The sequence below is a fragment of the Ferruginibacter sp. SUN106 genome (assembly GCF_050611765.1).
Taxonomy (GTDB): domain Bacteria; phylum Bacteroidota; class Bacteroidia; order Chitinophagales; family Chitinophagaceae; genus Ferruginibacter.
Genome location: NZ_JBODJC010000003.1, coordinates 256,647 through 282,381, shown reverse-complemented (window position 1 = coordinate 282,381; position 25,735 = coordinate 256,647). Strand labels below are relative to the sequence as shown.

28 protein-coding genes are annotated in these 25,735 nt (G+C 37.7%); 21 read left to right on the top strand and 7 right to left on the bottom strand.

The features are described from left to right. Nucleotides 1–53 precede the first annotated feature (53 nt). Nucleotides 54–545 carry a DUF6790 family protein gene (locus ACQ334_RS12655; protein ID WP_430988589.1) on the top strand — a complete coding sequence of 164 codons (492 nt, stop codon included), beginning with the start codon at nt 54–56 and terminating at the stop codon, nt 543–545. A gap of 6 nt (nt 546–551) precedes the next feature. Here ACQ334_RS12655 and ACQ334_RS12650 read toward each other — a convergent pair whose 3' ends face one another. Together ACQ334_RS12650 and ACQ334_RS12645 are read right to left on the bottom strand one after the other, a co-directional pair. Continuing rightward, the gene (locus ACQ334_RS12650) at nt 552–1,043 is read right to left on the bottom strand and encodes an SRPBCC family protein (protein ID WP_430988588.1); all 492 of its coding nucleotides are present in this window, start codon (nt 1,041–1,043) and stop codon (nt 552–554) included. A 27-nt stretch (nt 1,044–1,070) separates the two neighbouring features. Continuing rightward, the gene (locus ACQ334_RS12645) at nt 1,071–1,550 is read right to left on the bottom strand and encodes a DinB family protein (RefSeq protein ID WP_430988587.1); all 480 of its coding nucleotides are present in this window, start codon (nt 1,548–1,550) and stop codon (nt 1,071–1,073) included. Nucleotides 1,551–1,859: 309 nt separating this feature from the next. Here ACQ334_RS12645 and ACQ334_RS12640 point away from each other — a divergent pair, with 309 nt between their 5' ends. The 5 genes from ACQ334_RS12640 to ACQ334_RS12620 all read left to right on the top strand — a co-directional run bounded on the left by ACQ334_RS12640 (nt 1,860) and on the right by ACQ334_RS12620 (nt 7,654). Further along, nucleotides 1,860–2,345, top strand: coding sequence for an RNA polymerase sigma factor (locus tag ACQ334_RS12640; RefSeq protein ID WP_430988586.1), 486 nt, complete (start codon nt 1,860–1,862; stop codon nt 2,343–2,345). 5 nt (nt 2,346–2,350) lie between these two features. Beyond that, the gene (locus tag ACQ334_RS12635) at nt 2,351–2,950 is read left to right on the top strand and encodes a hypothetical protein (RefSeq protein WP_430988585.1); all 600 of its coding nucleotides are present in this window, start codon (nt 2,351–2,353) and stop codon (nt 2,948–2,950) included. Nucleotides 2,951–3,266: 316 nt separating this feature from the next. After that, nucleotides 3,267–3,917 (top strand): YdcF family protein, encoded by a 651-nt coding sequence (locus tag ACQ334_RS12630; RefSeq protein ID WP_430988584.1) that lies wholly within the window; start codon nt 3,267–3,269, stop codon nt 3,915–3,917. Nucleotides 3,918–4,063: 146 nt separating this feature from the next. Further along, nucleotides 4,064–6,853, top strand: a complete 2,790-nt coding sequence (locus ACQ334_RS12625; protein ID WP_430988583.1) for a T9SS type A sorting domain-containing protein — start codon at nt 4,064–4,066, stop codon at nt 6,851–6,853. 291 nt (nt 6,854–7,144) lie between these two features. After that, nucleotides 7,145–7,654 (top strand): YybH family protein, encoded by a 510-nt coding sequence (locus ACQ334_RS12620; protein WP_430988582.1) that lies wholly within the window; start codon nt 7,145–7,147, stop codon nt 7,652–7,654. Between the two features lie 39 nt (nt 7,655–7,693). On the opposite strand, the gene ACQ334_RS12615 is transcribed toward ACQ334_RS12620, so the two are convergent. Continuing rightward, nucleotides 7,694–8,506, bottom strand: coding sequence for a class I SAM-dependent methyltransferase (locus tag ACQ334_RS12615; protein WP_430988581.1), 813 nt, complete (start codon nt 8,504–8,506; stop codon nt 7,694–7,696). A gap of 145 nt (nt 8,507–8,651) precedes the next feature. On the opposite strand from ACQ334_RS12615, the gene ACQ334_RS12610 reads away from it, so the two are divergent. The 5 genes from ACQ334_RS12610 to ACQ334_RS12590 all read left to right on the top strand — a co-directional run bounded on the left by ACQ334_RS12610 (nt 8,652) and on the right by ACQ334_RS12590 (nt 13,255). Then, on the top strand, nt 8,652–9,119 hold the full coding sequence (locus ACQ334_RS12610; RefSeq protein WP_430988580.1) for a hypothetical protein: 468 nt from the start codon (nt 8,652–8,654) through the stop codon (nt 9,117–9,119). Between the two features lie 257 nt (nt 9,120–9,376). Then, nucleotides 9,377–10,777, top strand: a complete 1,401-nt coding sequence (locus ACQ334_RS12605) for a serine hydrolase domain-containing protein (protein ID WP_430988579.1) — start codon at nt 9,377–9,379, stop codon at nt 10,775–10,777. Nucleotides 10,778–10,842: 65 nt separating this feature from the next. Then, complete coding sequence (locus ACQ334_RS12600) at nt 10,843–11,778, top strand: hypothetical protein (protein WP_430988578.1); 936 nt, start codon at nt 10,843–10,845, stop codon at nt 11,776–11,778. Between the two features lie 194 nt (nt 11,779–11,972). Next, a complete protein-coding gene (locus ACQ334_RS12595) occupies nt 11,973–12,734 on the top strand; it encodes a helix-turn-helix domain-containing protein (protein ID WP_430989285.1) in 762 nt (253 codons plus the stop codon). A gap of 47 nt (nt 12,735–12,781) precedes the next feature. Continuing rightward, nucleotides 12,782–13,255, top strand: coding sequence for a DUF1772 domain-containing protein (locus ACQ334_RS12590; RefSeq protein ID WP_430988577.1), 474 nt, complete (start codon nt 12,782–12,784; stop codon nt 13,253–13,255). A 61-nt stretch (nt 13,256–13,316) separates the two neighbouring features. Here ACQ334_RS12590 and ACQ334_RS12585 read toward each other — a convergent pair whose 3' ends face one another. Continuing rightward, nucleotides 13,317–13,817 carry a YqgE/AlgH family protein gene (locus tag ACQ334_RS12585; RefSeq protein ID WP_430988576.1) on the bottom strand — a complete coding sequence of 167 codons (501 nt, stop codon included), beginning with the start codon at nt 13,815–13,817 and terminating at the stop codon, nt 13,317–13,319. Between the two features lie 123 nt (nt 13,818–13,940). Here ACQ334_RS12585 and ACQ334_RS12580 point away from each other — a divergent pair, with 123 nt between their 5' ends. The 10 genes from ACQ334_RS12580 to ACQ334_RS12535 all read left to right on the top strand — a co-directional run bounded on the left by ACQ334_RS12580 (nt 13,941) and on the right by ACQ334_RS12535 (nt 22,554). Continuing rightward, complete coding sequence (locus ACQ334_RS12580) at nt 13,941–14,381, top strand: hypothetical protein (RefSeq protein ID WP_430988575.1); 441 nt, start codon at nt 13,941–13,943, stop codon at nt 14,379–14,381. An 87-nt stretch (nt 14,382–14,468) separates the two neighbouring features. Continuing rightward, the gene (locus ACQ334_RS12575) at nt 14,469–15,128 is read left to right on the top strand and encodes a hypothetical protein (RefSeq protein ID WP_430988574.1); all 660 of its coding nucleotides are present in this window, start codon (nt 14,469–14,471) and stop codon (nt 15,126–15,128) included. Between the two features lie 38 nt (nt 15,129–15,166). Then, complete coding sequence (locus tag ACQ334_RS12570) at nt 15,167–15,922, top strand: YARHG domain-containing protein (RefSeq protein WP_430988573.1); 756 nt, start codon at nt 15,167–15,169, stop codon at nt 15,920–15,922. Between the two features lie 138 nt (nt 15,923–16,060). Beyond that, nucleotides 16,061–17,059, top strand: coding sequence for a hypothetical protein (locus ACQ334_RS12565; protein ID WP_430988572.1), 999 nt, complete (start codon nt 16,061–16,063; stop codon nt 17,057–17,059). Nucleotides 17,060–17,106: 47 nt separating this feature from the next. After that, on the top strand, nt 17,107–17,874 hold the full coding sequence (locus ACQ334_RS12560) for a hypothetical protein (RefSeq protein WP_430988571.1): 768 nt from the start codon (nt 17,107–17,109) through the stop codon (nt 17,872–17,874). 87 nt (nt 17,875–17,961) lie between these two features. Beyond that, nucleotides 17,962–18,387: a hypothetical protein gene (locus ACQ334_RS12555; protein ID WP_430988570.1), complete on the top strand. Its 426-nt coding sequence runs from the start codon at nt 17,962–17,964 to the stop codon at nt 18,385–18,387. Between the two features lie 47 nt (nt 18,388–18,434). After that, the gene (locus tag ACQ334_RS12550) at nt 18,435–18,899 is read left to right on the top strand and encodes a hypothetical protein (protein WP_430988569.1); all 465 of its coding nucleotides are present in this window, start codon (nt 18,435–18,437) and stop codon (nt 18,897–18,899) included. A gap of 39 nt (nt 18,900–18,938) precedes the next feature. Continuing rightward, on the top strand, nt 18,939–21,149 hold the full coding sequence (locus tag ACQ334_RS12545) for a putative Ig domain-containing protein (RefSeq protein WP_430988568.1): 2,211 nt from the start codon (nt 18,939–18,941) through the stop codon (nt 21,147–21,149). A gap of 1 nt (nt 21,150) precedes the next feature. Beyond that, on the top strand, nt 21,151–21,876 hold the full coding sequence (locus ACQ334_RS12540) for a pyridoxine 5'-phosphate synthase (RefSeq protein ID WP_430988567.1): 726 nt from the start codon (nt 21,151–21,153) through the stop codon (nt 21,874–21,876). Between the two features lie 21 nt (nt 21,877–21,897). After that, nucleotides 21,898–22,554 (top strand): hypothetical protein, encoded by a 657-nt coding sequence (locus tag ACQ334_RS12535; RefSeq protein ID WP_430988566.1) that lies wholly within the window; start codon nt 21,898–21,900, stop codon nt 22,552–22,554. Between the two features lie 72 nt (nt 22,555–22,626). Here the strand turns inward: ACQ334_RS12535 and ACQ334_RS12530 are convergent, their stop codons facing one another. Genes ACQ334_RS12530 through ACQ334_RS12520 form a run of 3 tightly spaced genes read right to left on the bottom strand, consistent with a single transcriptional unit; the run spans nt 22,627 to nt 25,733 of the window. Further along, entirely contained in the window at nt 22,627–23,748 is a 1,122-nt protein-coding gene (locus ACQ334_RS12530) for a redoxin domain-containing protein (RefSeq protein ID WP_430988565.1), read from the bottom strand. Nucleotides 23,749–23,794: 46 nt separating this feature from the next. Continuing rightward, complete coding sequence (gene trpA, locus ACQ334_RS12525; protein WP_430988564.1) at nt 23,795–24,565, bottom strand: tryptophan synthase subunit alpha; 771 nt, start codon at nt 24,563–24,565, stop codon at nt 23,795–23,797. Next, the gene (locus ACQ334_RS12520; protein ID WP_430988563.1) at nt 24,540–25,733 is read right to left on the bottom strand and encodes a hypothetical protein; all 1,194 of its coding nucleotides are present in this window, start codon (nt 25,731–25,733) and stop codon (nt 24,540–24,542) included. The genes trpA and ACQ334_RS12520 overlap by 26 nt, the downstream gene beginning before the upstream one ends. Between the last annotated feature and the right edge of the window lie 2 nt (nt 25,734–25,735).

The window sequence follows — 25,735 nt, the reverse complement described above, 5'->3', positions numbered from 1 at the left end:
TTTTATTTTGTACGCAAAATATTACTTTCATTGTCATTTATTAAATCACTCTGATGGCAAATAACAACCCCTCTTCTGTAAACAAAAAATACATTATTGTAGTAACTGTATTTACATTTTTATTGCCGTTCATTTGTACCGTTACAGAAGTATTTACCAAAAAAGATTCCGCTTTTTCATTTGATATATTGGGCAAATGGTTTATTTTTTCAGCTGTAGGGCTCCGGCTTTTTGTAGCAGGTATCAAACAAACTACTGATCCTGCATTTACAGCAAAAGAAATTTTTCATATTGATACACCTGAAAGTTCTCCCATTGTTCGGGAATTAGGTTTTGCGAACCTTTGTTTTGGATTAACCGGCATTATTTCTCTCTTTATGCCTCAGTGGAGAATAGTGAGTGCCTTTGCAAGCGGCTTATATTATGGCATTGCAGGGCTGCAGCATGTCATTAAAAAACCAGCAGGAGCGAATGAACAATTTGCGTTGGTAACAGATATTCTTATATTCCTTTTCCTGCTGGTGTATTTTTTAAAAATAATTTAAAGGCTATTACTTATCCCCTGCACCCATCTTTTTTTCATCCTCAGTTTGTGGTTTGCCTTTGCCATTCGGCTGGCCTTTACCGGTTGTGATAAGGTTGTACAAACTTTTTTGTATGTAGGTTGTCCACGCCCCTTTACAAATTTCGTAGCATTCGTATTCGGGTACCAGGCCCTGGTGTGTAAAACGAAGTGCAGTTTTGTTATCGTTTTCTGTTATTTCAAAAATTATTGTTGTCCCGGTCCACTCTGTTTTGTCTGCAGTAAACTTAAAATAGTTTTCTTCCACTAACCATACAACTTTTTTACCAGGAACCATTTCTATCAATTTCATTTTGCAACGATGCACATCTTCATAATGATAATTAAATACATCATTGAGTTTATGGGTACTGCCTTCAATTTCTTCCGACCACCATCCCCTTACATTATTGATGGCCTCAAATACTTGTTCGGGGTTTTGGCTTACCACGATTGCAGTAGTAAAATCTGGTATTATCATTTTCTTTTTTTGAGTATTATAATTTCATTACTTAAGCAATACTAATTGGCCGGTATGGTATGTAAGATGGGTGGTTCTTGTAAGTAATATGTTTAATTTGTTACGGTGTGGTTCCTTTATAAAATCTTCAGCAGTAACAGCGGTATGCTTTTGAAACCAATCCACGGGTTGTAAACTATTAAATTGTTGCGTTAAGAATTCTTTCTGTTTATTCCAGCAGTTTCTCAATACCTGTGCTGAAGGAATTTCATCAATAGCTTTATCCGGCGACTTAATAAAAGGTTCATTTAACTCCGGGTACATTTTATCGCCCAGGCCCAGTAGTATCAGCATATCATCATGTACTGCTATAAGGTGTCCTAACAGGTATATGCCCCTGTTCTTGCCCGGTGCAATTTCTTTTTGCAACTGTTCATCTGTAATAGCGTCCATGGCAGTATCAAAATTTTTTATTGCCCCATGCCATCTGTCTGATAACATTTTAATAATAATCTGGTCGGTGTTCATTGTTTATGTTTTTTGTTCTTATAAATTTCATATTAAAATTACATCGTTTAATTTGTAATAACCGGGTGTAAAATAGACTTTGTGCAGGGTTGATTAAGACAAACTTGTATTAGGTTGAAGTGTAAGATAATAGTAGCGTTTTAAATAAATGCAGCAATAAAGTATCCCCAACTACAAGGTTTTAATAAGGAGCAATATTTCCTTACTGGTGTCGCTTATTGTCATGCATTTCCCTTGTTCAAAAAATATCTTCCTTTTTTTGTGATTTATTTTGTAATTCACACACTAATAAAGGGTAATAAATTTTTGATGGATAAAAAAGACGATTTTGTACAGCTCATAAAAGCGAATGAAGGTATCATTTATAAGATCACGGCTGTTTATTCCAACAATGCAGAAGATCAGAAAGACCTGTACCAGGAAATTGTATACCAGCTTTGGAAAGCGCAGGATTCCTACAGAGGAGATGCAAAAATCAGCACCTGGATCTATCGCATTGCTTTAAACACATCTATTGCACATATCAACAAAGAAAAAAAACTGGGTAATAAAGTCCCCATCGGTTTTGAATTGTTAAATACCGCCGGTGAAGCGGATAAGGAAACCGAAGAACGGCTGACTATTTTATACGCTGCTATAAAAAAACTCAGCGTAGTGGAAAAAGGTATCGTACTGCTTTTCCTGGATGGCAACAGCCACGAAGAAATAGCTGCAATAACGGGATTTACCAAAACTAATATTGGTACACGCCTGGGAAGGATCAAAGAAAAATTAAGATCACAAATAAAACAATAACTATTATGGAACTGGAAGAAATGCAAACACTGTGGAACGAATTATCGGCCAAAGTGGACAAACAAAATACTTTAACTGATCAACTTATTGTAACCATGACAAAAGAACGATATAAAAACAGGTTTCAAAAAATAAAGCATTACGAAATTATTGCCAGCTTTGTAGCAGCAATAATGGCTATCCTGGTGCTGATTAACCTGGGCAGGCTAAATACCTGGTACCTGCTGGCCTGTGGCATTTTTACGGCAGCACATCTTTTACTATTACCGCCACTGGTGCTGTCATCTCTTAACAGGATAAAAAATATCAGCATCAGTAATAAAAATTATAAAGAAACTTTACTGGCTTTTGCAAAAGCTAAACAATGGCTTTTGTTTGTTCAGCGGCTGTCTGTCTTCCTCAACTTTTTTTTAATGCTGGCAGTGGTACCTGTTGCAATAAAGCTTATCGATAATAAAGATATTTTTGAAATGAATAACCCGAACTGGTTTTGGATCGTTCCGGCTATAGTATTGATCTTCGTTGTACTTTCTGTATGGGGATACCGCTGGTACCAGTGCAACGCCAGGAATGCTGAACTATTGCTGGGCGAACTGGATAACTAAGCCCGAAAGCTGCATAGATTTTCATTCCTTCAATTTCAACCCATTATTTCATATTTAAAATCTATCACTGTGCAAAAGCTTACGTATTTAAACAGATTATTTGTAAACATGGGCATTGTAACAGCCATATTTGTTTTTCTAACTTTCATAAGTTGCTTTGTACAATTGCAATACCATATGAATTTTGCAATTGGCCTGCCCATATTTCTTATAGAAAACGTATTTCGTTGACGACTTTTTTGAATCGTTGTCATGCACCTGTTGCTATCTTTGTTTATTAATTGTATTACGCACTTATTTAAAACAAAGGGACTATATGATTACTCCTGAAGTAATATCACTGGCACAACGATTGTGGGACTATCATCACATGAATCATGTTCCGGCAAAATCAGATTGCATATTAGCATTGGGTAGCCATGATTTGAGAGTGGCTGAAAGGGCTGCTGAATTATACCTTGAAGGGTGGGCTCCATTGCTTATTATGTCGGGAGGGTTAGGAAACTTTACGCAGGATATGTGGACAGAAACTGAGGCCGATAAATTTGCTGCGATCGCAAGACAAAAAGGCGTACCCGCCAATGCTATTCTTGTAGAAAATAAATCGGCCAATACCGGCGAGAATATTTTATTTACACAACAGTTACTACAACAACGGCAACTTGACCCGAAAAACTTTATTGTGGTACAGAAACCATATATGGAAAGAAGGTCTTTTGCCACTTTTAAAAGACACTGGCCCGATAAAAACCTGTTGGTCACATCTCCGCAAATTCCCTTTGATCAATACCCCACTGCTGATATTCCATTAGAAAGAGTGATCAATATCATGACCGGGGATCTGCAACGCATTAAACTATATCCTGCAAAAGGTTTCCAGGTATACCAGGATATACCTGTTGCTGTATGGGATGCTTTTGAACGTTTGGTACAATTAGGATTTGATAAACACCTGGTGAAAGAATAAGCTTGTTGACTTCATCACAGTTTTTGTAAACCTGTCTTTGTTATAAACCCAATGTGCAAAAACCTTATTATGATTATTTGTCATTTTTTGACAAATAATTTGTACATTGTTACTAACAAACTATCTCATCACCAACCCCATACTGCATGGATAAACTCTACCTACACCTACATAATGCAAACAACAATTTTAAAAAGCAATTTTTAAGCTTCGGTTTATTACTCTTTTTACTACTGCATTCGGGTACACGTGCCGCAGCTCAGTGTATACCAGCCCCTACTGTAAATGCTGTTACCAACCAGGCTGCTTGTAATAAGGCATTAACTACAGCCATTATTTTTACGGGTACAGCTACCAGTTATAACTGGGTTAATACCACCACTTCTATCGGCCTTGGTGCCAGCGGAACGGGTGATATTGTTGCTTTCACAGCGTTAAATGCTACTGCAACTCCAGTAGTAGCCACCATTACTGTAACGCCGGTTACCGGAGCCTGTACCGGCACGCCAATCAGTTTTACTATCACTGTTAATCCCTCGCCGGTAGTTGCAGTTACCCCAATTGCAAGTTGCGGCACTGTGGCGGGTGGCCCCGGGCCTTGTAACCCTATCACAGCAAGTGGTGCCGATAGTTATACCTGGTCACCAGTTACGGGGTTATATACCAATTGTGCTTTTACCATTCCTTATACCGGAGGAAATGTAGCTACTGTTTATGCAGCACCAGCTGCGTATACCACTTATTCGGTTACAGGAATTACGGCAGCTACAGGCTGTACAAATACAGCTACTGCATTTGTAAACTACACTCCTCCTGCTCCTGTGGTATCGCCTGCTGCCGTTTTTATGTGCCAGGGCGGCGCACCGGTAAAAATTAAAGTAGTACCACCAACAGGAACAAATCAGTTCTGTTCAGGGCCGGTTAATATTCCGGTACCAGATAATACTGTGGCAGGTGCTTCAAGTAGTATTGCTGTTACTACTAATCCCTCATGTTTTATAACAGGGGTTTCAGTAAATATAAATATGTCGCATACACGAATCGGGGACATGATATTTGTACTAAAGGCGCCTAATAGCCAGGTACTTAGTCTCGATTATCGCCTTAGCGCTACAGGAAATACTGCTGCCAGTTCTGGTTTTACTAACACTACCTTTAGTTCAAACGGAATTGTAGCTCTAAGCACGGGTACCAGTCCTTATACAGGTGTTTTCCGGCCTGATGCCCAGACAGCAGCTGCAGGCGGATTAGGCCTGCCCGGTCCAGCAGGTATGGTGCCATCTGCTACAAACTTCGCTCAGTTACTTAGTGTTCCAAACGGGAACTGGACTTTAGGTTTTTACGATGCTGCTACCGGGGAGACAGGAACACTAACTTCATGGTGCATAAGTTTTACCTACAGCTGTGGTACAGGCGTAGCTACCACACAAGCTGTATGGTCACCAATGGCGGGATTATTTTATGATTACGCAGCTACCTTACCATATACAGGATTAGCTATAGACTCTGTCTGGACATGGCCTTCGCCTTCCGGCGTGTATACTTACCAGGTAGTAACCCAGGCTTTACCCACACCTTCCGTTGCATTTACAAACCCAACAGCAATTTCCATTCCTGTGGGAGGTGCTGCAACAGCATATCCGGCCAGTTTGCCAGTAAGCGGCTTGCCGGCAACAGGTGTAAGTATCAGATCAATTGTACTTAACAATTTTAACCATACCAAATCAGAAGATGTTGATATTGTTTTGCAATCCCCAACGGGGCAGAATATGATATTAATGTCGGACGTTGGCAGCGGCGCTACTGCGAACGCTACTTATACTTTTATGGATTCCGGTCCTGCCATGAGCATCACTGCACCTAACGCAACAGGCACTTATAAACCCACTAATAATGGTACGCCTGATAATTTTCCTGCACCCGGGCCGGGATCTATTACTCAAACAGCACCCGCAATAAATACTTTTACAGGCAATTTGAACGGCACCTGGAAATTGTTTGTATTGGATGATGACGGCACTGCAGACCAGGGAACCATTGCCGGTGGTTATACCATTAATTTCGATTTAGGATCACCTCCTTGTACTTCTCTTCCAAGATCAGTTGTTGTTACCGTTGGTTTACCTACTACGATCGTTACACAACCGGTGAACCAAAGCGTATGTACCGACAAAGTTGCCAGCTTTACTGTGGTTGCAGGCGGTACCGGGTTAACCTATCAATGGCAGGTAACAACTAATGGTGGCGTCACTTTTTTAAATATTACTGACGGAGGAGTTTATAGTGGTGCCACTACAGCAACACTAACTATTACTGCACCGCCAATAAGCATGAGCGGTTACCGGTACAGGGTTATCATTAACGGCAGTGTGGCATGCGCCACAGTTGTATCAAATGCAGCAACGCTTACCGTTAACCCGCTACCTGTTATTGTAATCTATACACATCCCTATCACAAACTATTGCCGGGATTAACTACAACTTTGGCATCTATAGTAACACCAAATGCAGCTGCTGCGTATACCTGGTTTCACGATGGTTTAGTGGTGCCCGGTGCCACAGCAGATACGCTGCTAGTGGATTTCAATAATATCGGGTTATACCAGTTACGGGTAATCGATATTAATGGATGTACGAATGTTTCTGATACGATGAGCATCAGGGATTCGGCACTAGGTAAAATGTTTGTTTTCCCTAACCCCAGCAGTGGACGGTTCCAGGTAAGATATTACAATACACCCAATACAGCATCACCAAGAACATTGACTGTATATGATAATACCGGCCAAAGAACAATCACAAGATCTTTCACCCAAACCATTTCATACGAAAGACTAGATATTGATGTAAGAAGCCATGGCAAAGGGCTTTATTGGGTTGAACTGACTGATAAAGATGGCAAGCGATTAGGGCTGTCGCGGCTCTTGGTTCAATAATTTTTATAAACTAAAACGATAAAGATCTCTCCATTTATCTGGGGAGATTTTTATTTGATTATGGATAGCATTCTATTTTACTACCTTTCTTTAATCAGGTTATTGTTCGTATTTTTAATTGAATAAAGTAACTGGTAATCACAGGAAGCCATTGCCAGCCATTTTTATTTTTGCACCGGAGGCAATGGCAGGTGGATTATTTTACATTAAACGATATAAACAAAGTTGAAAATATAATTCTGCCACCTGGAAAATATTTATGTTTTAAATAAATCTCAGAAAAAATAAATTATGACGCTTACAAAACCATTCAGCTATGTAGCTAAAAAAATTTCCTGCCTGTCATTAGTATTTTGCTTTTTGTTTTGCCATGTACATTCAACAATAGCGCAAACAGCAAAGTTTACAGCAGATTCCTCAGCGGTTACAAAAACCATGAGTGAATTTGTGCATGTTTTCAATTATTTAGAATGGGAAAAATTCATGACTTTCTTTGATGATGATGCTACTGCTTTTTTCCCACCTTCAGCAAAAACGCCTGCACGTGCCGATAATAAAACAGCAATCGGCATTATTTTTAAAAAAGTATTTGAAAATGCAAAAGGGCAAAAAATAACACCTCCTTATCTTGATATTGTGCCTGAGGACCTGAAACTACAATTAACAGGAAATATTGCCATTGTTACATTTCACCTGAAAGACCCGGATATGTTTGGCAGAAGAACAATTGTACTACAGAAAAAAAACAACAGATGGCTTATCATTCATTTGCATGCATCAGGAATACCTGTTTATAAATGAAAGAAAAATTAATTGTCAATGGCAGCCCCTTTACAATCTTCAGCGCTTAACCGTAACCCATAAAAAAGTAGCTGGTATTGAACTGGTATCAGCAGTAATGCTTTTATTCTGGCTATTGAACAAAACTTCAAGTTCCTGTTGTAGCTCCATTGCTTTGCCATTTTTTTCAGCGACATCAAAAGCATTCATTGTGGGGCCATAATAATTTCTAAAAATACTCACCAATTCCGTCGGAGAATAAGGAGCGTTGAATGTAAAAGTTTCTTTAGCAAAAGAAATATTTTCTGCCGCTACACCGGCATTTACAAAACGTTCGGTAACATGTTGTTCTATTCCCCACAACATCGGGCTTACAAAACCTTCCGGTGGCGGCGGAGTATAAGCTGAGCTGACCTTTAATACCTGCGCAACCAATGTCGGATCTCCCGGTATCCAGTTGCCCATCACTATTCTACCACCTGGTTTTGTAACACGAACCATTTCTTTAGCCACATCCATTGGCTTTGGGGCAAACATGGCACCGAAAAAAGTAATTAACAGATCGAATGACTGGTCTTTTAAATCATGCAGATCAGTTGCATCTCCTTCCTGAAAAGTACAATTGGTAAGCCCTTCTGCTTTTGCACGGCTATTACCGGCTTTCACCAGGTTACTTGCAATATCAACACCTAAAACAGTGGCACCTAGTTTTGCTGCAGGTATTGCTGTGGTACCATCGCCACACCCAAGATCGAGAACATTTAGCCCTTTGGCAATACCTAATTTAGCCACCAATGCCGCACCACTTTCCCTCATATTAACGGCAATTCTCGTAAAGTCACCTTTTTCCCACAATGCTTTGTTTGGATTCATATAGTTTCTGTTTTAGAATTACAAAATAAAAATTAAAGCCGGTTTTTTCTATTTTTTTTTGTGATGAAAGGAGTATTTTTATTTAGCCCTATTACAACTGTTCTAAAAAATTTGCTGTTGTAAGAACAAGAGAATATTTATTATAATGAAAAATCAGTTAGTTTATTTACTGCTGTTACTTTTTACAGGTTGTAAAAGCAATTTAAATACAGGTGAAGAAATTACCGTTAAATTCATTGCTAACAGGAAAAAATTTGAACAACTGGTGTATGAACTGAACAATAACCCTGCTATAGATTCATTGTACAAGTCATCCAAGAGCGGCGGCGTAAAAGCTTCTGATTTTCCTCATGTTATTTCTTTACAATTGTCAAAACTGGATATTTCATCTGTTTACATTTACGCCGGTTGTATAAATCCCATTAAGCCTTTATATATTTTCAGTACCAACTGGAATGCAAAAACTCCTGTGATGGTGGTTAATAATCCATGCGACTCAATCAATACGATCAATAAATACTATCACAAAGATGAGTACAATAATGAAATCTGGGGCATCGGTGATTTTTGGTTTATTCAGAAAAATGCAAAGCCCCTCATTCCCCTGGATTAATTAATATCGCTATTTTACAACTATCTCTGCTACTTGTATTCGCTTACCTTAATTACTCCGCCATTGTATTATACGTCTGAAGCCTTATCAACAGAGGCTGATAATTCTTTGTCAAATCTGCCGGTTAAAGAGTATTTTTATTGGATATAAAGCATACAGCATGCAATAGCTATTCCATTTAGAAATCTTTCTGGTTCATTATTTTAACATTGGGAACATTAAATATACCTTATCACTAACACAACTAAATTTCATGTATGAAAATAATATGGCTGCTGTTTTTTTTACCCTCTGTTGCATGGACACAAATTAATACAACAGCTATAGATGCTTACATGAAAGCCCAGGCAAAGTTGTATGCCTTTAATGGTAATGTACTGGTTGCAAAAAAAGGTAAAGTAATCTATAAGCAGTCATTTGGCTATAGCGATTACGAAACAAAAAAATCACTAAGCGATAACAGCATTTTTGATTGTGGCTCCATTGCAAAGGAATTTACTGCCATGGGCATATTATTACTTAAAGACAAAGGCCTTATCAGTTATTCAGATACGTTGCGGAAATTCTTCCCCGAACTTCCCTACACAAATATTACGGTACAGCAATTACTTACGCATACATCCGGCATGGCAGATGGATTTGACTTAGTAGAAAAATACTTTGACCATAGTAAAATAGCCACCAACGATGATCTTATACATTTACTGGCAACAGAAAAGCCAGCTCTTTTATTCAAGCCCGGCGAAAACCTCATGTATTCGGGAACCGGTTTTAATTTGCTGGCATCCATTATAGAAAAAATTTCAGGGCAATCGTATAAAACTTATATGATGGAAAAAGTTTTTAAACCGTTAGGCATGACTCATACCCAGGTGGCTAATGGACCCAGGTCAATTGAGCAAATTCCGGGTTTTGCTTATGGATTTATATATTCAGATAGTTTGAAAAAATTTATCCGTGCTGATAGTCAGCTCTCTGGCTGGACAACTTTTTTAGCAGGTATTACCGGCGAAGGCATGATCATTACCACAACAGGCGACCTGTTATTATGGGACCGTGCAATCAAAAACAACAACCTGCTTACAGCAACAACGCAACAGCAAATGCTTACAAAACAAGCTGAAAAAGTTTTCCCGAAAGTTGCTTTTGGTTATGGCATGAGAGTGGGAAAAAATGAGTTGGGTAATTTTATTTTTCACAATGGTTACTACCCTGGTTATAAATGCATGCACCTTCGCTATACTGATGACGATATTACCGTAATTGTTTTATCTAATAATGAATCTCAGTCTGAATTTATTGCGGATGGTTTATCAGCCATTACTTTAAACAAGGAAATAGTATCGCCTTATTTACACCAGGAAACAAAACAAAGTGTTGATATAGAAAAATATACCGGCAAATATATGATGCCACTAACAAGGCCACCCTATATGGCCGTATTTCCCGTAACTTTTGTTAATAAAAATGATACTTTATACATTCAATCCCCGTTCGGGCCCGACATCAGGTTGAAAACTGAGACCGCAAGCAAATTCTTTTTTGCCAATGGAACCGATCAGCAGATTGAGTTTGAAACTGATAAAAGCGGCAGCATTGTAAATGTGTGGCATACTGCATGGGGTGTGAGAAGAGTATTAAAAAAAGCAGAGCCGTGAACAATCTTTAAAAATTGTAGCAGAAACGGTTTAATAAATACGATCCTTTGTAAATCTGAAAATATATGCAAAAAATAATTTTTCTTATAATAAGCAGTCTTGTTTCAATAATTTCATTTGCACAAAAACAGGAAACTGTTTATCTCGATTCAAAAGACAGCACCATCAATATGTATATTGCTGTTGTACCCGAAAATAAACCTATAAAAGCTTTCCTGTTTTTATTAGACGGATTTGGTGCATCGCCCAGAGATGTATTAGTACAAACCACACTTCCTGATTACGCAGCTGCACAGGGAATCTTAACCATTGTTCCGGTATTAAAAACCGGCTCCTTATATTTTGGTGTTGACGGTGCCTCACAGCAATCATTGAAAGACCAGGTAGAAAGTGTTGTGGCAAAATATCATTTACAAGGCAAAGATTTTTACATGGGTGGATTTTCTATTGGTGGTAGCTGCGTAGTAAAATATGCCGAACTGGCGGTGCAAAATAATTATGCTGTAAAACCTGCAGCCGTGTTTGCAGTTGATCCTCCGCTTGACTGGGAACGTTTTTATAACGCAGCCAAACGGGTGGTACGATTATCTGATCCAAAACAAGTGAACAGCGAAGTAACTTACATGATCAACAGAATTGAAAAAGAAATGAATGGCACACCACAAACTGCAATAGAAAATTATTATGCCACTTCGCCCTACTCTTATTCTGATACCACACAAAAAGCTATAAAAAATTTACTCACCACTCCCCTGATGCTGATCACAGAACCGGATATTCAATGGTGGTTAGGCATGAGAGGTTATGATTATTCCTACCTGAATGCTACCGACCAGGCAGCAATGATCAATGAATTGCAAAGACTGGGCAATAAAAAAGCTGTTTTAATTACAACAACTGATAAAGGTTATAGAAAACCGGACAATCGAAAACATCCGCACTCGTGGAGCATTGCCGACCCGGTAGAATTGACCAAATGGCTATTATCGCAAAATAAATAACTGCCTGGGCTTTGCTTCATTCTTTCAACACATAACTATTAATTTAAGAACTACATTTCATTGCTGATTTTTCACAATTCATTCTTTACCATCCTATTTTCAAATAAATGATTTTCTATTTTGCCGGGTAACTGTAAATAACCTGCAATTTGAACAGCAATTTTTATACACCAAAAGAAGACTGTTTTAAAACTGTGATACATTCTATGTGGCAGATAGATCATCGCAGCAATTTTAACAAAGAATATATCTTACCCAAGGGTGTAGTGGAAATTATTTTCAACTTTAGCGATGGTGCACCAATAGTGGCGCAATTACAAAATACGGTACACCATTTACCACATTGTTTTATCAATGGGTTCAATACAACACCTATAGAGATACAATTACCCGGGCAACAGGTATTTTTTGGTGTGGTCTTTCAGCCACTGGCTATAAAAAAAATATTTGGTTGCCATGCCGGTGAGTTTGCTGATACAACTGTTGACCTCACCCTCATCGATGCTTCTTTACAATCTCTCTGGCATCAATTAGCAGCGCAGGATAATTTTGATAAAAGAGTTGTTGTTTTTCTTAACTGGATCAATGATAAATGTATTGACTGGTTGCCGCAGGAACAACTGATCAATAAATTCTTATACGCAGATAACCAACATGAATTATCGGTACAACAATTAGCCAACGCCATGTGTTATTCGCCCCGTCATTTAGCAAGAAAAATAGTTGAAGCCACAGGAATGAACACCGAAGAAATTTTATTGTATAAAAAATACCTGCATGCAGTACATCTTATTCATCACACCAATTTATCAATGACTGCAATTGCATACCAAAGCCAGTTCTCTGATCAATCACATTTTATAAGATCTTTTAAAACTTATAGTAAAATAACACCAGGAGAATACAAACGAAATAAAAGTAGTGTAAAAGGTCATCTCTATAAAGATGTCCGTTAAATACAATTTTGCGCATGATGCTGTGATCATCTTTGCAGAAAAAAATCATGAAGACAATTATTTTATTTCTTTCCATCAGTATTGCCAGCGGCGTACTGTTGGTAAATGTGTACACTTCTTTAATTGATGCCAGATCGTGGGGAAGCGATGTTCCGAATTCTATTGCCACTGCAAGGGAATATTTTAAAGTGGTAAATCCCGGAAATTTTTTCAGGATATTTTCTCCAATAAACCAGGTATTGGGTTTACTGGCGCTGATAGTATTCTGGAAATATGCTCCTTCCGTAAGATTATACTTAGGCGCCGCTTTAGTGATGTACCTTGTTGCAGAAGCATTAACCTTTGGGTTTTTCTATCCAAGAAATGACATTATGTTCCGGACAGCCCAACTCACCGATATTGAGTTATTGAAAAGAACAATATCGGAATGGCAGATGATGAATTGGGTACGCTCTTTGGTGCTTTTGATCGGCATCTTTTTTTCTTTCCTGTCATTGCATAAAATTTATTCCCTTCACTAAAAAAATGGTATCGGCTCCTGTCTTTTATTTTCATTAAGGCAGGAGCCTATATACTCTTACTTTATCCTCTTGCTGTATAAAATTCTTCCCAAAGTGATGCTATACTGTCGGAGAAAATAGTTGACACATTTGTATCAGTTACCAACCAGCTTCCTTCCGCTATTTCATCTTCCAACTGGTTATCTTCCCAGCCACTATAGCCAATGAATAATTTAATGTCATTTGCAGCAATCAATTTATCATTAATGCATTGCACAGCCTTTTTAAAATCACCCCCCAGGTAAATAGAATCGATGACACGAATGCCATCTTCAATGAGATCGGGCCGGCGGTGCAGAAAAAAAAGATGCTCCTGTTCCACAGGCCCGCCTTCATACAATGGCATGGGCATCGATTGTTTAAATTCAATTAATTCATTAAAAGCACGGGGGAATATTTTGTTGATCACAAAGCCCAAAGCACCATTGGCATTATACTCCGCTATAAAGATCACCACTTTATCAAAATCAGGATCATCTAATGCTGGTGTACTCAGTAATATTTTGCCGGCGCTTACAGTCATAATACTTGAAAGATAATAAGAGTAGATCAAATACTTAAAATTAAAGCAAGTAAATTTTACTATTTACAAGAGTGCTGCAGGCATAATTTTTTATTATTTACTTGTTGTGGCGTAAATTCACAGATGGGCAGTTTTAAATATAATCCGGTAAAGTTATTTTATTTTGCTTTTGCGTTGTTATTGATTGGCCCATCCTGCTTTATGCCGAATGGTTATTTAGACAGAAATAAAAAAGCCAAATGCATTTTCTTTATGCCCGGAACAAAGGAAATCATAAAAGTTTGTAATGATGGCAACTTTACTGTTATCACAGCTTTAGCAGTTGAAATAAAATATGATACCATTAAAATAATTAACGGAGGCCCGATGGATAGATTTACTTTATTTGAATGGAATAAAACGGTAAGCTTCCCGTACAAAATAGATACCCTTATAAATTATAAAGACAAGGAAATAATAATACATCTTAAAACAGATAAAAGAGAATATAGTTATGCCCTTAGTATTTTGCCGGCAGATTGGGCGAAAGACACGCTGGCTTTTGAGTATTACTACAGGAGATAATGGATAATAGCTATTGCAAAAGGGGTTTTTAGATTTGTCCAATAAATATTATTTTTATTTGCTTTTCCAGTTTCAAATAAGAAATCAATGTCAACAGTTCAGGAAAAAATAGATCAGCTGATTGCATTCCGGGATAGAGATAAATTCTCCACGGAGGCATGGAACAACAGAGGGTTGAATCCATCAGACGAAGATATTTGCAAAAAGCTAAAGACTCTTTTTTATTATACTGCCAACAATCTTATAGAATCAGTGGAAGCAGGTGCTCCAGTGTCAAAGTTAAAGTCGGTGTTAAAACAGAGATTAGCAACTTTTAACAAATGGCATTACGATACCGAAGAAAAGGAATTTATTTGCGATCTCTTTCATGAATTGGCCATAATTACAGAAGTAGATTTCAAAAGAAGCCTGAACAACTGGCTTTATGGAACTCCATTAATGATTATGCTTAACATTATACGATTCATTAAGCCTGAACGGGTATTGGAAACTTTTAAATATAATTGTACTGGTTGCAAGGCAGCTTTTGAATTGCGGATACTTAAAAAAGATGCAGTTAATTCAACACAAAGTTGGGCCATTGGCAGATGCGGCAATTGTCGTGAATTTAATCTCATATCCTATGGTCCTGGTATTAAAAATTCACAGTTTATCAATTATCAGCCGGAAGAATTTCTACAGAAAAATGACCACACTTATGAACAGGCATTGATCAGGCTTGAACAGCTTAAATTTTTCAGAAAATAAAAACTACTATTTATAATCGCAACTAAAATCATGGAGTCATGTTTGTCCTTCGATATCTTATAACAGTTGTTTTGATCAACTGCACTTCCCTTGCTTTTGCACAAATACCAAAACATATATTCAATGAAAATAGCGGAGAAGAATTTTCTTTCAAAAATTTTACCAGTACAACAAAAACTCTTAAACAGAGATCAGGCGTATATCATTTTGGTGAATCAGAAGGCGAATGGGATTTAGTGGTGCTTTCCAATAATGATAGTTTAATTATACAATTATGGAGTGGCAGCTGGGGCAAAGACCATTATACTAAAAAAGAAGCCTGGTTACATTCCTGCACTACTTTTAATACGGTAACTGTTAATGGCAACAAATTTTCCTTTGGCAAATACAGCGGGCAGTTTGCCGAATATAAAGAGGAAAAAACATCTGCTAACACAGTATTACTTTTCTGCGATCCTATTGGTGAAAGAACATATGGAAAAGATAGTGCCGAACTTGGTTTCTATTCTTCCCCTGCCGCTACTTTTTTTGATAATAAAGAATATTACCAGCTATCGTTAGCCGTACAGCCCGACACTTATTTTGCCGGCAAAACAAAACAACAATTAAAGATCATGCGTAATACCATTCTTGCCAAATACGGATTGCTATTCCAGGCCGGCGGTGAAATGGAAAAATATTTCAGAAAGAAAGAATGGTACAAGCCCTTTAAAAAAGAGGTAGGTGATTGTTTAACTACCATAGAACAAAAAAATATAGCAACAATTATAAAACTGGAACAATTATTAAATTAGTTTTACCATTCAGCAGGTAAAGATTATTTTTATAAAACCTTACAAAAAACAAACAGGTATTTACACTAACTCTACTCCTTTTTTATTGTAAATTAAATTGTATCACGGCAGTATTGCTGCTGCTTAATACCTGGTTCAATGAAAGCCTTACTATTTATTACTGCTGTTTTTACTATGCCTTTTGCTTTTGGGCAACACTACATAAAAGGAAAAATACTCGACAGTATTACCCATCAACCGTTGCCTGAAATATATTTTTACATTCTTAAGGATCATGACAAATGGATTGATATCAGTAAATCGGACAGCGCCGGAAATTTTGTGGGTAAAATAGAAAAGAAAGAATTTAAAAGAAAATCGACCTACCAGGTTTTAATAGATTATGATGAATACAATCCCGTTACTGTAACAGCAGGTGTTAAACAGGAAGATACCTGCATTATCTTACTCACAAAAAGTAAAAATTATTATCCTGAAATAAAAGATATGATCTACAAAGGTTGCTCAACAATATCTTTTGGAGAATATGAACCTAAAGAACCAGCAAGTTTGAATGACCTGCCCGTTCCTATTCAGCAAATCGTTAGCGCACACCTCATCAATAAAGCAGGCACAGCATTTTATTCAAGGCTTCGTTTATCAGGCGGGCAGATCGTTAATCTTAACCGGCTGCAGAAAATTGAACATTATAAAAGAGAGTATCAATGGACTCCACAAACTTATTACCTATGCTTTTCTTTTTCTGATACCACACTTGGTATTGCACGCTACACTTTGCAAATGGTATTGGATAGCAACGGCAACATCATTGAAGATATTGAATTACCTGATATTGCAGCAGACAGCACGAAAGGTAATTTGCTATCTATGCAAAAAGCTATTGAGGTAGCTAAAGCCAACGATTATTATGATGAACATACTACTATTGAATTTGAATATGACAGGGAAAGTGATGGCTTTACCTGGAGTTTTTCCAAATCACTTTACAACAAAGATCACACGTATATTAATAAGGACTTTGTGATTGCTGCACACAACGGTAAAATATTAAAGCAGTCCAGCAGTAGCGGCATATGGTCAGATGATCCTTTTTCAATGAAATTTGGGAAATTACACATTACCCGGCAGCTGAGGTAATCCATCTGTTTTAAAACTTAAGCACTATCTTTAAAACAACTTTTTCTATGAATAAAAATATACTCATAATACTTTTTGGCATTGTTGTTTTACCTGGTTGTGCCATTAAAAAATCAACTGCTGACGATGTAGAAAGCAAAGCCATACAATTAATAAAGAACACCGATAGCGCTACACTCAATTTTCTGAAAGAATGGAATTATACCATCAGGCCGCCTCATTATGTTACCTGGACAAAAGTAAATGCGGTGGATAGCCTTGAATATTCTGTTTTATATGAACCCATTGGAGATACGGTGAATATTGAAATTTATGATATCAGAAATTTCTTACGTGATTACCAGGTAAACTTTAATATTGATACTTCATATACCAGGTTCGATACAGTATATGCCGGATCTGACACTGCAGCCGCCAGGCATATGCCTGCTGTAAGGTTTTACAGGATTTCTGCTTACATGAATACTGTTACCAGCATTTACCCTAATGGACGTATTAGCGGTAGTAAAAATTTATTGGATACACCTGTTTTAATCAGCGCTGTTTTTCCCAAGGCCAATCCATTTACTATATTAAAATCTGTTAATCAAAATGAAAGCAAATTCAGTTTTGGGTATTGCAATTACACACCTGCTAAAGGTAATTTTATACGCTTTGCTTTTTATAATACCAGTAACGAAAATATTTTATACTACCTGCCTGATGACTTAACTATTAAAGACACAGCCTTATTTAAATGGGTAGATAAATTTTCAAAAGGAAAAAGATTAGGAAAGAACTGGATACTGGTGGAAAAAGATAATTACAATCAGTAATTAAAATAAGCGATGAAAGGTTTTAAAAGAATTTGAGTTAAAGCAATAGTAGTTACATTTACAAAACCATTTACCTAAAATCCGGAAATGAAAAAATCAACCCTCTTAATTTGTATACTTTTATTGGTAGTAATGCCCCGGCTATTTGCACAGGATAAATACGCTTGTTTTAAAAGCGAAGCCAATAAAAAAATACAACTGTCTGTTTATTTTAAAAAGAAGAAAGCGGTTTTTGTAAAATACAAAGGGCTTAAAAAAGCTATTCCGTTAATTTATTCCACCACACAACAAACCGGCGAAGGTGGCGGTTCTCCATCATTTTTCTGGACAGAAACCTACGTTGTAAAAACAGGTAAAAAAATTACCGGCACTTATACCTTTACCAATGCCGGAGCCTACGAATTACAGTTAACTTACACCGATAATAAGACCCGTAAAAAAACTTCATTCACCATTATTGAATCAATGGCGGGAGATAATTTTTCGCCATACAGGGATACGCCTTGCTTTTAGTTAAAACCTATAACCTGAATAATGCCTTTTCATATTAATTTTACGAGATGACGCCTTTTTTAACCTCTACAAAAATATATTTACTAAAACATCCACTTGAGGAGATAGTACAGAGGTTTGCCAGTATCACAGCAAGAGATTTTAAAGAACGTTCTTCTATTTGTGGCAGGCAGTTATCTGATGTACCAGCAGCATTTGAATTTTATGTCCCTGCTGCTTTCTTTACCAATGTACCACAAATAAAACCTTTCAGAACGGAGGTAAAAACCACATTAACAACTGAAGGACAAAATACAAAAATAGTTGCTATCACAAAACCTAATCTCCTTTTTCTTCTTATCGCTATTCTTTCTATCGCTGGCATGGTAACAGTTTGGTTAACACAAAAAGATTGGACAAATTTTAAATCATGGATTATCTACCCTATTATTTTTATTGCCATGTTTTTTACCGACCGCATTTCAAAAAGTATTGTGGCAGGAACTTTAGAACGATACATTTACAAGAAATAATTTACTGTACAAATCATTAAATTTGTTCAAACTAAGCTTATGAAATATTTACTAACCAGCATTTGCTGTTGTTTTGTATTAGTTGCAACAGCGCAAAAAGTTGAATTACCCACTGCGAAATTTATTAATAATGACAACAGTGCCTACAGCACACCTTCATTTGATGACAGCAAATGGGTGGAATTAAAAACCAATACCAATTGGGACAGCCAGGGCTTTGGCACTTACGATGGTTATGGCTGGTACCGCTTTCATGTAGTGATGCCGCATTTTTTTAATACCGGCAATCCTGTCCGCCTTTATTTAGGCAGGGCTGATGATGCCTGCGAAGTATACTTTAACGGAACATTGATCGGTAAGTCCGGCGCCTTTCCTACTGATAAAGGAGGATACGTAACTACATGGGATAAGCCCCTGGAATTTCACCTGGAATCCACCAACCCTTTAATTAAATGGGATGCCGATAATGTGATCAGCGTAAGAGTGTATGATGGTAATGGCCTCGGCGGATTGTTTGGCCCCATGCCCTATATTAATGTAATGGATCTTATTGATGGCATCAAGATCAGCCCCGATCCCATTGGAGCCAATAAAAGAAAAGTGGTATTCAGTAATACATTTGCCACTACTATCAATGGCAAGTGCATTATTGAAAGTATTGATGAAGAAGATCAATCAGTGATCAGTACCAGCACTACTGAAGTATCGTTAGCAAAAGGCCAGGTTAAGCAATTCGATATCCCTGCTGTAAAAAATAACAGCCATGGCAGTTATGCTTTTACATTTATTGAAAACACCACAAAAAAGTCAGTAGCTGAAAAACAATACCTTCCTTATATTCTCACCCCAAAAACAGGCGACGCTCCACAGATCAATGGCCCTAAAGTGTATGGCGTTCGTCCTAACTCTCCATTCATTTTTAAAATTCCGGCAACAGGTAAAAAGCCTTTGCAATACAGCGTGGACAATTTGCCGGAAGGCTTTACAGTAAATCAGCTTAACGGCGTAATAACGGGAAAGCTAAGCCGCAGCGGTGATTATAAAATTAATTTAATTGTAAAAAACAAAACAGGCATTGCAAAAAAAGAGTTTACCATAAAATGTGGCGATGTGTTGGCATTGACACCTCCGATGGGCTGGAACAGCTGGAACTGCTGGGGATTGAGTGTTAGTGACGAAAAATTGAAAGCTTCAGCCAAAGCCATGATGGATAAGGGTTTGATAGACCATGGCTGGGCTTATATGAATATTGATGATGGCTGGGAAGCTGCAACAAGAAATACCAATGGAGAAATTGTGGCCAATAAAAAATTCCCGGATATGAAAAAGCTGGGTGACTGGCTGCATGGCAACGGATTAAAATTTGGTATCTACTCCTCTCCCGGCACTACTACCTGCGGCGATTATTTAGGCAGCTACCAACACGAAATGCAGGATGCTGCTACCTATGCCAGCTGGGGTATCGACTATTTAAAATACGACTGGTGCAGTTACGGAGACATTCATGATAAGAATGATAATTCCCTGGAGTCGTATAAAAAACCCTACGAAGTAATGCAGACCGCTTTACAAAAACAAAACCGTGATATTGTATACAGTCTTTGCCAGTATGGGATGAAAGATGTGTGGCAATGGGGTGAAAGCGTGAATGGAAATTGCTGGAGAACAACAGGTGATATAACAGATACCTGGCAAAGCCTTAGCAGTATTGGGTTTAGCCAAACCAAACAATACCCATATGCAAAACCTGGCAGATGGAATGATCCGGATATGATGATCGTTGGGCAGGTTGGCTGGGGCGATCACCTGCACAATACTAGGCTTACACCTGATGAACAATATACGCATGTGAGCTTGTGGAGTTTATTAAGCGCTCCGTTATTAATTGGTTGCGATTTAAGCAAGCTGGATAATTTTACTTTGAATTTATTAACCAATGATGAAGTGATTGCTGTAAACCAGGATGTATTGGGCAGACAAGCCAAACAAATTCTTATCAGAAGCAATCCAAGCGAAGGAGATTACCAGGTATGGGTAAAAGAACTGGAAGGTGGCAGCCAGGCCATTGGCATTTTTAATACTTCTGATAAAAGTGAAGTGGTAAGGTTTCACTGGAATGAACTGTACTTATTACCCAAACAAAAAGTGAGGGACCTGTGGCGGCAAAAAGACCTTGGTAATTTTGATGGTATGTTTTCAACAAGGGTTCCGGCACACGGCGTAACTTTGATAAAAATTACAGCGAACTAGCATGACGAAATTATCAGTAAACATTAATAAATTAGCCACACTACGCAATTCACGTGGTGGCAATAATCCTGACCTGATTCAATCTGCAAAAGATATTGAACGCTTTGGTGCGGATGGCATTACCGTACACCCGAGGCCAGATGAAAGACATATCCGCTATGCTGATGTGTATGACCTTAAAAAAATAGTGACTACAGAATTTAATATTGAAGGCAATTGTACTGAACAGAGTTTTGTTGACCTTGTTTTAGCCAACAGACCTGCGCAGGTTACGCTGGTACCTGATAGCCACAATCAATTAACAAGCAATCATGGCTGGAATACCATTGAGCATAAAGATTACCTGGCTGATATGATCACTACTTTTCAACTGGCAGGTATACGGGTTTCTATTTTTGTTGACCCTGTAGTAGAAATGGTAGAAGGCGCTAAAGCCACGGGCACCAACCGTATTGAATTGTACACCGAAGGGTATGCCAGCGCATATGCCAGCGGCAATAAAGAAAAAGCCATTGCACCTTATATTACTGCTGCACACAAAGCGCAGGAATTAGGTTTGGGTATAAATGCCGGGCATGATTTAGACCTCAACAACTTAAAATATTTTTCTGATCACATTCCTGGTTTACTGGAAGTTTCTATTGGGCACGCATTGATATGTGATGCAATTTATTTGGGATTGGAAAATACGGTGCAGTTGTATAAGAGGTGTTTGCAAAAAATATAACTGCTAATAAAACTGTTACCTATGTCAATAAAAATGCTTTTCTTTTTTTCGTTACTGAGCTTAAAAGTTTTTGGGCAGTCAACAGCAGCAAATGATTCGCTGATAGCTGTAATGTGTAAAACCTTAGCTGCAAATAAAGCGACGGTTGATACTGAAAAAATAAAATTAGTAGTAACACAACATTTAAATCCGTATTTACAACAGTTTGACAATACTAAAGCCGAGGAAATTTCAGATGCCATTTTTATAAGAGCCCAAAGGCAATGCAAGGATTTTGCGGACCTGATTTTTCGGTTAACTCCTAAGCAAAGTGACTGGCAAATGGTAGATAAGAAACCAGTATCCAGAATGGAGAAAAAAAACTGTATTGAATTTCTGAAAATTAAAAAATATTTTTACCTGGAAGCCAATGGCGACACGGTTAACCTATCAATAGAAAATGGTTTATGGACCGATCACTTTAAAGACAGTACATTTTCTACATTGAAATTCCGCCAGTTGAATAACTGTGAATTTGAAATTGAATTTATAAGCAGCAACAACAGTATGAGACAAAAACTTAGTAACCCCGGTGATAAATACCGGTACCAGATACTTGAAAAACTTGAAGGTAGCTATTTAATGTCTGCCGAGATTGTTGGCGGAAATCAATTCATGACCTTCAAAATATATTATTGATTAAACAGGCAGTAAAATTATTGCAGCTTTTTGGTAAAGGTGTCTGACGGTTATAACCGTCTTGACACCAGCCTACCTCAATATCTTCTCCAGCTTTCTCTCCAACGCAGCACCCCTTAAATTCTTACCTACAATTTTTCCTTCGGGGTCAATTAAATAATTCTGTGGTATACTGAAGATCTGGTTTTGTTTAGCCACTTCGTTCTGCCATCCTTTAAGATCGCTTACATGTGTCCAGGTTAAGCCGTCCATTGCAATAGCATCAAGCCATGATGGTTTGGCCTGGTCTAATGATACACCCAGCACTGTAAAATTTTTATCCTTGTATTTATTATATGCAGCCACTACATTAGGATTTTCCTGGCGGCATGGCCTGCACCAGCTGGCCCAGAAATCTATCAATACAAATTTGCCACGCAAAGATGAAAGGCTGATTGGTTTACCAGCTGTATCTGTTTGTGTAAAATCAGGCAGCAGAGTACCGATGGCGTTGAGTTTGGCATCATTAATAAATCCTGCCAAAGCCTTACCCATTTGTGTTGTTTTAATAGGTTCTGATAACTGGTTGTATAAAGCTTCAGTCTTTACAATATCTTCTGATACCTGGTTATACCTGAAAATAGCCAGCGGATTAATATAGGATGTAGCATGTTTGCTTGCAAAATCATAACATAAAGCAGCGGCTTTTGCAGATGCTGCAGAATCATACGGGGCATTCTCGGCAAATACAGCCTGGTAAGGCGCCATTAAATTATTGAACTCCAAAAAATCCTGGTGAGATGCTGAACCGGTTATGTATATCTTATCCAACGCTTGTTTGTTACCGGTAACTTTAACCACGCTGTTGTCTAAAAAGATAGTAGTGTAAGGATTGGTGACACTGGGTTGTTTGTAAAATAATAACAGTTTAAAATCGGGCGCCGCCAGTTTTCCTTTTAAAGTAAATTTTTCTTTTTTTACTGTGGTCTCCGATTCTATAGCGCCGGTTTGCCCGTTGCATAAAGATACAGGGGTACCATCTTCAAGGCCCTTCATTTCGCCATTGATAGTAAAACCATCAGTGGTATTATCCATAGTTGGCCTTACAGCAACTTTTGTTTTGCCAACAGGCTTAGGTTTTGCTTTTGCCTTTTGTGTTGTTTGTGCAAAAGCCAGCACTGGTAACATTACTATTAAAAGAAAGATCCGCTTCATAATTGTTATTTGAACCCGTAATTTACTTGGTTTTTTGCAGATTGGATTACCCCAAAATTGTATTTAGGAATTCTTTAGTGGTTTGGCTGATATTAGCGCTGTTTTCCAATGCTTTAATATAAGCGGTGCCAATGATGGCGCCATTGGTATATTTGCAGGCAGAAGTAAATGTGGCTTTGTCTTTAATACCAAAACCCACCAAAATAGGATTGTTTAAATTCAGTTGCTGCAATTTTTTAAAATACTCCTCCTGCCCTTCTATAGCTTTATTTTTTCCGGTAGTGGATGATGAAGAAACGGCGTAAATAAATCCGCTGCACAACGCATCAATCTTTTTAATGCGTTCTTCACTGGTTTCGGGTGTAACAAGAAAAATAAATTTCAGATCGTTTTTATCAAACAAAGGTTTGTACATCGTTTCATATTCGTACATCGGCAGATCGGGTAAGATAATGCCATCTACACCAACTGCATGGGCTGCGGTACAAAATTTTTCCATACCGAATTGTAATACAGGGTTCATGTAACCCATTAATATTATGGGTATATGAATCGTTGTACGAATATCTTTTAGTTGTTCAAATAAAGTTTCGATGGTCATGCCATTCTGTAAAGCGATGCTGCTGCTGGCCTGAATCACTTCGCCATCTGCTAAGGGATCGCTGTAAGGCATGCCGAGTTCAATGATATCGGCGCCATTATCCTGCAATGCTTTCATTACTTCTGTAGTAGAATGCAAGTAGGGATATCCTGCAGTACAATACACATTCAAAACATCCTTTTTCTTATGTTCAAATAATTGCTGAATCGTTGACATGCTTCAATTTAAATGTTGTAAAATCTATTGTTGAAAATGGTTGTAAGCCTTCTGTAGCTTCGCTGGCATAGGAAAACAGGTTTATTTCCCTTTTGGTAAGCTGTTCAAATAATGCAGCAAAATATGTCCAGTGTTTTTTTATGTCGGCAGCTGTTTTATTTGCAATACGGAAATAAATATTGACATGCCAGAGGCTGTTAATGACCTTTACTTCCAAATCTTTTAATTTGTATTTATGGTCACCGAATTGCAACACGCCATTTTTTATAATTGTAGCATTGTGTGGTATTGTACAATCATATTCCGGTTTATAATCTGCAACTTTCCATGTTCGTTGTCCCCAGAAGGATAAAGCATCAACTATCACCAGGTCTGCCGACTTATGAGATACAGCATAACTATCAAAGCGTATCCCGGAAGAATCAAAGAACGTTCTCGTAAGCGGAAGCCTGCCGATTAATTCCGAATATTTATGAAAACCTTTAAATGCGCCCTTTCCAAGCTTAATTACATACAGAACATTTGACGGATCAATGGTAGTTGTATTACCAGAAAAATGATTGATCAGATCCTCATTGAGTATAATATTACTTTGCCTGAAATCTTTTAGTTTGGGCAAGGATTTACTTTTAATATCTACAAATGCCAATTCATTACTGCCATCATCTACATTTCTGCCATCATTGAGCACTATAATACCATAAAAATATTCATTGTATTTAAAAGCCAAACAATCACCCACTGTATATGCAGAAATTTTTTTAGGTTGCAATGATCTTGTTTTTACCTTATCATACTTAGTATCCAGCTGTTCAATAAATTTTGTTGTGGCCAGCCACCTGCTCTTCAATGTTTTTTCATCAGCCTCCAATTCTTTCCAGGCATTGTAATCAATTTTTTGATGCACTAATTGTGTTACTGCTTTTTTCAACTGTCCCGATAACTTATCTTTTTGCCACATGCATTGAGCCAAAGCAAAAAGAACATTACATTTTTCAGAAGGCAGGTCCTCCATTGTGTTGTAGTAATAGGTGTACAAAGAATCAGCAATTTGCTCCAGCGACCATTTAAATTCGCCGCCTTCCTGGTAATTGTACATACGGCTAAAATATTTGCTCACTTCTGCAGAAGTGTCATTGCCCATTATAGAAGTGTTCCAGGTTCCCATTT

Bases quoted from the DNA above. Each gene is read 5' to 3' on its own strand.
- ACQ334_RS12620 (WP_430988582.1), top strand. From the start codon at position 7,145: ATGACGCTTACAAAACCATTCAGCTATGTAGCTAAAAAAATTTCCTGC.
- ACQ334_RS12630 (WP_430988584.1), top strand. From the start codon at position 3,267: ATGATTACTCCTGAAGTAATATCACTGGCACAACGATTGTGGGACTAT.
- trpA (WP_430988564.1), bottom strand. From the start codon at position 24,565: ATGTCAACGATTCAGCAATTATTTGAACATAAGAAAAAGGATGTTTTG.
- ACQ334_RS12625 (WP_430988583.1), top strand. From the start codon at position 4,064: ATGGATAAACTCTACCTACACCTACATAATGCAAACAACAATTTTAAA.
- ACQ334_RS12535 (WP_430988566.1), top strand. From the start codon at position 21,898: ATGTCAATAAAAATGCTTTTCTTTTTTTCGTTACTGAGCTTAAAAGTT.
- ACQ334_RS12550 (WP_430988569.1), top strand. From the start codon at position 18,435: ATGACGCCTTTTTTAACCTCTACAAAAATATATTTACTAAAACATCCA.
- ACQ334_RS12610 (WP_430988580.1), top strand. From the start codon at position 8,652: ATGAAAAATCAGTTAGTTTATTTACTGCTGTTACTTTTTACAGGTTGT.
- ACQ334_RS12545 (WP_430988568.1), top strand. From the start codon at position 18,939: ATGAAATATTTACTAACCAGCATTTGCTGTTGTTTTGTATTAGTTGCA.
- ACQ334_RS12645 (WP_430988587.1), bottom strand. From the start codon at position 1,550: ATGAACACCGACCAGATTATTATTAAAATGTTATCAGACAGATGGCAT.
- ACQ334_RS12650 (WP_430988588.1), bottom strand. From the start codon at position 1,043: ATGATAATACCAGATTTTACTACTGCAATCGTGGTAAGCCAAAACCCC.
- ACQ334_RS12530 (WP_430988565.1), bottom strand. From the start codon at position 23,748: ATGAAGCGGATCTTTCTTTTAATAGTAATGTTACCAGTGCTGGCTTTT.
- ACQ334_RS12560 (WP_430988571.1), top strand. From the start codon at position 17,107: ATGAATAAAAATATACTCATAATACTTTTTGGCATTGTTGTTTTACCT.
- ACQ334_RS12580 (WP_430988575.1), top strand. From the start codon at position 13,941: ATGGGCAGTTTTAAATATAATCCGGTAAAGTTATTTTATTTTGCTTTT.
- ACQ334_RS12555 (WP_430988570.1), top strand. From the start codon at position 17,962: ATGAAAAAATCAACCCTCTTAATTTGTATACTTTTATTGGTAGTAATG.
- ACQ334_RS12575 (WP_430988574.1), top strand. From the start codon at position 14,469: ATGTCAACAGTTCAGGAAAAAATAGATCAGCTGATTGCATTCCGGGAT.
- ACQ334_RS12590 (WP_430988577.1), top strand. From the start codon at position 12,782: ATGAAGACAATTATTTTATTTCTTTCCATCAGTATTGCCAGCGGCGTA.
- ACQ334_RS12600 (WP_430988578.1), top strand. From the start codon at position 10,843: ATGCAAAAAATAATTTTTCTTATAATAAGCAGTCTTGTTTCAATAATT.
- ACQ334_RS12655 (WP_430988589.1), top strand. From the start codon at position 54: ATGGCAAATAACAACCCCTCTTCTGTAAACAAAAAATACATTATTGTA.
- ACQ334_RS12540 (WP_430988567.1), top strand. From the start codon at position 21,151: ATGACGAAATTATCAGTAAACATTAATAAATTAGCCACACTACGCAAT.
- ACQ334_RS12565 (WP_430988572.1), top strand. From the start codon at position 16,061: ATGAAAGCCTTACTATTTATTACTGCTGTTTTTACTATGCCTTTTGCT.
- ACQ334_RS12640 (WP_430988586.1), top strand. From the start codon at position 1,860: ATGGATAAAAAAGACGATTTTGTACAGCTCATAAAAGCGAATGAAGGT.
- ACQ334_RS12635 (WP_430988585.1), top strand. From the start codon at position 2,351: ATGGAACTGGAAGAAATGCAAACACTGTGGAACGAATTATCGGCCAAA.
- ACQ334_RS12520 (WP_430988563.1), bottom strand. From the start codon at position 25,733: ATGGGAACCTGGAACACTTCTATAATGGGCAATGACACTTCTGCAGAA.
- ACQ334_RS12615 (WP_430988581.1), bottom strand. From the start codon at position 8,506: ATGAATCCAAACAAAGCATTGTGGGAAAAAGGTGACTTTACGAGAATT.
- ACQ334_RS12585 (WP_430988576.1), bottom strand. From the start codon at position 13,817: ATGACTGTAAGCGCCGGCAAAATATTACTGAGTACACCAGCATTAGAT.
- ACQ334_RS12570 (WP_430988573.1), top strand. From the start codon at position 15,167: ATGTTTGTCCTTCGATATCTTATAACAGTTGTTTTGATCAACTGCACT.
- ACQ334_RS12605 (WP_430988579.1), top strand. From the start codon at position 9,377: ATGAAAATAATATGGCTGCTGTTTTTTTTACCCTCTGTTGCATGGACA.